Annotated in this window: 5 protein-coding genes; 3 read left to right on the forward strand and 2 right to left on the reverse strand. The window is 58.3% G+C overall.

The annotated features are described in order from the left end of the window. The coding region (locus ACC569_RS13655) for a 3'-5' exonuclease (RefSeq protein ID WP_372524087.1) at positions 1-1267 on the forward strand (1267 nt) is incomplete at its 5' end. A gap of 27 nt (positions 1268-1294) precedes the next feature. Here the strand turns inward: ACC569_RS13655 and fdxA are convergent. Next, the gene (gene fdxA, locus ACC569_RS13660) at positions 1295-1618 is read right to left on the reverse strand and encodes a ferredoxin FdxA (RefSeq protein WP_372524088.1); all 324 of its coding nucleotides are present in this window, start codon (positions 1616-1618) and stop codon (positions 1295-1297) included. Between the two features lie 228 nt (positions 1619-1846). On the opposite strand from fdxA, the gene ACC569_RS13665 reads away from it, so the two are divergent. After that, positions 1847-3586, forward strand: coding sequence for a hypothetical protein (locus ACC569_RS13665; RefSeq protein ID WP_372524089.1), 1740 nt, complete (start codon positions 1847-1849; stop codon positions 3584-3586). Between the two features lie 52 nt (positions 3587-3638). Here ACC569_RS13665 and ACC569_RS13670 read toward each other — a convergent pair whose 3' ends face one another. After that, on the reverse strand, positions 3639-4436 hold the full coding sequence (locus tag ACC569_RS13670) for an inositol monophosphatase family protein (RefSeq protein WP_372524090.1): 798 nt from the start codon (positions 4434-4436) through the stop codon (positions 3639-3641). 140 nt (positions 4437-4576) lie between these two features. Here ACC569_RS13670 and ACC569_RS13675 point away from each other — a divergent pair, with 140 nt between their 5' ends. Then, positions 4577-5329 carry an RNA methyltransferase gene (locus ACC569_RS13675; RefSeq protein WP_372524091.1) on the forward strand — a complete coding sequence of 251 codons (753 nt, stop codon included), beginning with the start codon at positions 4577-4579 and terminating at the stop codon, positions 5327-5329. Positions 5330-5390: the final 61 nt, after the last annotated feature.

Raw genomic sequence — 5390 nt, forward strand, 5'->3', positions numbered from 1 at the left:
GGATGCACTGGCCTATCTCGATCTGCTCGAGGAGCTTGAGGTGGCCGGCGATCTCGTAGAGCTCGACGTGCTGGCGGAGCGGGTAGAGAAGCTGTTTGCCCTGCCCGATGTCGAGGCAACGGAGCAGCTTCAGCTCATGACTATCCACAAGGCCAAGGGGCTTCAGTTCCACACGGTGATCGTTCCGGGTCTCGGACGAAAACCACCACCCAATGAATCACGGTTGCTCACTTGGGCGGAGCGACCGAACCCGCGTGCACGCGCAGTCGACCTCTTGCTCGCGCCGATCCGGGAGAGCGGGAAGGACGCCGAACCGATTTTCAGTTTTCTCAGGCAATTCGATGACACCAAGAGCCGTTACGAAGATGGGCGCGTATTGTATGTTGCCGCGACACGCGCGATCGACCGACTGCATCTCCTGGGCCACGTGGCCGTGAGCGAGAAGAACGGAGCGCGGGAAGTGACGCCGCCGCCCCCGAGTTCGCTCCTGTACCATCTCTGGGAGGAAGTGCGGCCAGAGTTTGACAAGGCCCTGAACGAAATGTCGGCGGATGAACGGGGAAATGCCGTTGCCGATGTTTTAGCGGATCCACCGCGGGCATTGCTCAGGAGGTTACCGATAAGTTGGCAATTGCCCGCCATTCCGGCACCGGTAGCGTGGAACGAGGGCGAAGCGGTGATCGAAGCGAGGGAGGCTCTGCCGCGTGTGGAATTCGAGTGGGCGCGGGAAGTGATCCGTCACGTGGGTACCTTGGTCCACTGGGTCCTGCAGCACATTGAGCGCGATGGGCTCGAAAACTGGGACCAGGAACGTATAGGAAAGTTGCGGCCGGCACTCGCCAGGCGCCTGGCGGAGGAAGGTGTGCCGCCGGCACAACTTGATGCGGCGGTCGCTCGTGCCGAGGCGGCTCTAACGCGGACGCTGTCGGATGAGCGCGGGCGCTGGATCCTGGATCAAGCGCATTCAGATGCGCATGGTGAGTATGCGCTGAGTGGTATTATTGATGGAGAAATTGTGAATGCGATTCTTGATCGAACGTTCGTTGACGATAAGGGCGTGCGCTGGATCATCGATTACAAGGCGAGTTCCCATGAGGGTGGAAGACTGGATGAATTTCTCGACCGTGAGCGCGAACGCTATGCGGCGCAGCTTGAGCGTTACGCGGCGTTGATGGGTAAGATCGATGCCCGGCCAATCCGCTTGGGGCTATATTTTCCACTGTTGGGCGGTTGGCGCGAGTGGGCACCCGTTGCAGCGAGCCGATGAGGATACGGAATTTGCCGGGTCGCTGCTTCAGCGCTCAAGGTACTTGAGTTTGTCGGGCTTGTCTTCCCACTCGGCGGCGTCCGGCGGCGCGGGTTTTTTCTCGGTGAGGACCGGCCATTTTTTCGTGAGCTCGGCGTTGATCTGAGTGAACTGCTTCTGGTCTTCCGGCAGGTCGTCTTCCGCGAAGATGGCGTTTACGGGGCACTCCGGTACGCACAGGGTGCAATCGATGCATTCGTCTGGGTCGATAACCAGAAAATTCGGTCCTTCGTGGAAACAGTCCACCGGGCAGACCTCCACGCAATCCGTGTATTTGCAGCGGATGCAGCTTTCAGTAACCACATAAGTCATCGACCATCTCCGCTAAAATTATGAAACATTATAAAACGCGCCGAATGATACACGCGCAGCCGAATACGTGGAATAAGCGGGGACGCCTTTTGATCGCCCGTAAGTCGTTAATTACGTGGAATTCTTCCATACAATCGCCAGAGCCGGCACCCGGATTTGCCGCGCATATGCTATATAATCAGTTGATAGTATTCGGAAATACCCAGGCCCAACGCCACGGAGTCATCAGTGACGGGATTCACTCTTTCAATGCCGGCAAAGCGGGTTTCAGCCTGGATGGCCGAAACCGATCCGAAATACGCGCGCGCCTGGCTCGCCTCGCTGCCGCTTGCCGATAGCGCCGAATCGGCGCGGGAAATCTATCAGGCCCTTTATACACTCAACCGCCAGGAATTGGACGCCGCCTGCCGTTTTGAGTTGATGGAGTTGTACTGCAATCCGGTCGCCTCTGTCACTGCCGCGCTTGAGCCCTATTTTTCCCGCGCCGCGCTCCCCCTGACACCGAAGAAACGGCAACTGGCGGAATTCATACGCCAGTTGCACATGGAAATGGCCTACGGCTACAAAGTCTGCCTGCACGACATGGAACAGCAGCGGTTGCGCTGGGGCAAGAAGTCACTGCGCGCGCGCGCGCTTGTGCGCGCCATGCACTACCTCGGTGAAATGCTGCTGCACTCCTACCAGGTCTACATGCCCTATCCGTCAGAGGTCTGGCGTGAGATTCATGCCATCTATCGTTATGCAGCGGAACACGGTCTTGAGACGGAGGTGGTGGAGATGGCCATGCCGGTTGCCGCAAAAACCACGCTCGAGCATGACTACATTCGTGTTCTTCTACTGGGTCTGAGCAATCCTTACCAGTTGCCGCAGAACGAATGCCGTCATGTGCAGCGCTTCCTGTACCACTGGGGCGCCAAGGCCGCGCTGCGTGACAACCTTGAGGTACCGCATCCCGCTGGACATTTTTTGATTGATCTGACGACGGACTCGCCACCGGTGCCGTTCCCGCGCGACGTACAGTTCCAGCCGGATCAGGGCCTGCGCTTGCTCGACGCCGTTGAGCTGCTGCGCACGATCCAGTTTTTCATTCAGCGCCTGCAGCAGGGCGACAGCGCCCGCACACTTTCGATTGGGCTCGATTGCCTCGATACGATGTGTCTGGAGATGCTGCAACGCATGCAGCGTTCCTGGGGTCAGGTTCCGCGACGGCAGTATTCGCGCATTCAGCGCGGCGGTCCGGCATTCGTGTGTGCCGGGATTCCGGCGCTGCATTTTTTTGCCAGCGGCCAGAAAACATTTTCGCCGCCGGTCATGGAAAGCTCCCATGATATGTCCGACGACCGATTTATTTTACCGGCGCATATCGAGGAGGATATTTCCCACGAGGTGAATCAGGACGAGGAATTTATTGCACTCGATGAGCCGGCTGAAAAAATATTGCCGTCTCCGGCGGCGGAGACTGCCGATATCACAATCACTTCGAGCGGAATTTTCCGGGTAGACCGCTGGCAGATCAAAGATGCGGCGCCCAAAGGGTTACAGCTCGTGCGACATGGGGATGCGCGCACGTACGTGCGCGTGGGTGACGTGATAGGTATTCAACAGATGGAAGAAGTTGGACGCTGGTGTGCCGGCGTGGTTCGCTGGATGAAAAGTCCTCACGCCGATCACCTCGAAATGGGTGTGGAGCTTCTGGCCTTCGGTGCAGCTCCGGTTGCGGTGGCGCCGGTTCGCCCTGCGAGCGAGCGCGAATATCAGCCCGCCCTGCTTTTACCTGCGGTTGAAGTGTTGCGCCGGCCGGCGACGTTGCTCCTGCCGCGCGGCGCCTTCATGCCCGGCACCAACCTGTTGCTGGCGGAAGAGGGGAAGGGAACACGCACGGTTCGCCTGTTGAAGCGCCTCGAACATAGCAATGTCTTCGAGTCGATTGTTTTTGCGGATGTGTTGAAAGAGTTTCCGCGCACCTAGCGCCCGGTGCCCGATACGAACGGGCGATGCCCTGCGCCACGGGATCCGGCGGCTAGCGCAACAGCTCGGGTGGCAGATGCGGCTGGAGGCGACGCAGCATCTCGGCGTAAATCTTTTGGTTGCCGGCGATGATGTTGCCGCTTTCAAGATAACCCTGATCCCCGGCGAAGTCGCTGACGAATCCACCGGCCTCTTGCACCAGCAGCGCGCCGGCGGCCATGTCCCAAGGGCTCAATCCAATTTCCCAGAAGCCGTCGAAACGCCCGCAGGCGACGTACGCGAGGTCGAGCGAGGCCGAACCCGGACGGCGGATGCCGCTCGTGCTCACCATGAATTCCTTCAGGGTGTTAATCCAGGCATCCATATATTGATGCGACCGGAACGGAAAGCCCGCGCCCAGCAGCGCGTATTCCATATCCGTGACGCGGCTGACGCGGATGCGGCGGTCGTTGAGTTGCGCGCCGTTGCCACGCGAGGCCGTGAAAAGTTCGTCACGCGATGGGTCCAGCACCACCGCCTGTTCGAGACGGTCTTTGCACTTGAGCGCGATTGAGACGCCGAAATGCGGCAGGCCGTGGAGGAAGTTAGTCGTGCCGTCGAGCGGGTCGATGACCCACACGTAATCGTCGCCGGCTTGTACGCCGGATTCTTCCCCGAGGAAGCCATGATTCGGATAGGCGGCATGCAGGATGCGGATGATTTCATTTTCCGCCATCCGGTCCACTTCGCTTACAAAATCCTTGCGGCCCTTGCTCTCAACGGTCAGACGATCCAGTTGATTGAGGTGGCGCATGATGATTTGGCCGGCACTGCGTGCGGCCTTGACCGCCATATTCAGCATGGGATGCATGGATTTTTCCTGACGGGCTGGCTTATGCGGGGATGCGCCGGATGTAGGCATGCATTGTAATGGTCCGGACCACAGGTTGAAAGCGGAAGCCCGAGGCCGAAGCTTGTAGAATAGGCGTCAATCTCAATACAGGATGATTCATGTTTCTATCGAACATCCGCATCGTTCTGGTCCGTCCAACCCATCCGGGCAATGTCGGCGCGACTGCGCGCGCCATGAAAAATATGTCCCTGAATCACCTGTATCTGGTGGCTCCCGAAGATTTCCCCAGTACCGATGCCACTGACCGCGCCGTCGGCGCGGACGATGTGCTTGAGAATGCGGTGATCTGCGCCTCGCTCGATGAAGCGCTCAAGGATTGCCATCTCGTCATCGGCACGAGTGCGCGCCAGCGTCGCATTGAATGGCCCAGTCTTGACCCGGAATCCAGTGCACACCGGCTGGTGGATGGGGCGCAGTTGGGTCCGGTAGCATTGCTTTTTGGACAGGAGCGCACCGGACTGCTCAATGCGGAACTGGACCGATGCCACTTCGTAGCGACCATTCCCGCCGACAGGAATTATTCATCCCTGAATCTCGCCTGCGCTGTACAGATACTTGCCTACGAGATTCACCGGGCGGGGCTGTCTGGCTCGTCAGCGACCCTGGTGGATTCGGTTGAAGGTGACAGACCGGCAAGCGACGAGGACATGCAGCGCTTCTACCGCCACTTGGAAGAGGCGCTGCAGCAAATTGGTTTTCTTGACCCGGCCAACCCGCGGCGGCTGATGCGTCGTTTGATGCGGCTGTTCAACCGGGTTGTACTGGATCGTAACGAGATGAACATTTTACGTGGCATACTAACGGCTGTTCAGCAACACCGCGAAAAATTTGACAAAAACGATCAAGAATAAAGATAATACTTTTAAATCAGGATATTATCCAACATGCTTAAAAATCTGCGTGAATATCTGA

The organism is Sulfuricaulis sp. (assembly GCF_041499725.1).
Lineage (GTDB): Bacteria > Pseudomonadota > Gammaproteobacteria > Acidiferrobacterales > Sulfurifustaceae > Sulfuricaulis.

What these genes read in the sequence shown, in the direction of transcription:
- fdxA (WP_372524088.1), bottom strand. Translation starts at nt 1,618, where the DNA reads ATGACTTATGTGGTTACTGAAAGCTGCATCCGCTGCAAATACACGGAT.
- ACC569_RS13670 (WP_372524090.1), bottom strand. Translation starts at nt 4,436, where the DNA reads ATGCATCCCATGCTGAATATGGCGGTCAAGGCCGCACGCAGTGCCGGC.
- ACC569_RS13675 (WP_372524091.1), top strand. Translation starts at nt 4,577, where the DNA reads ATGTTTCTATCGAACATCCGCATCGTTCTGGTCCGTCCAACCCATCCG.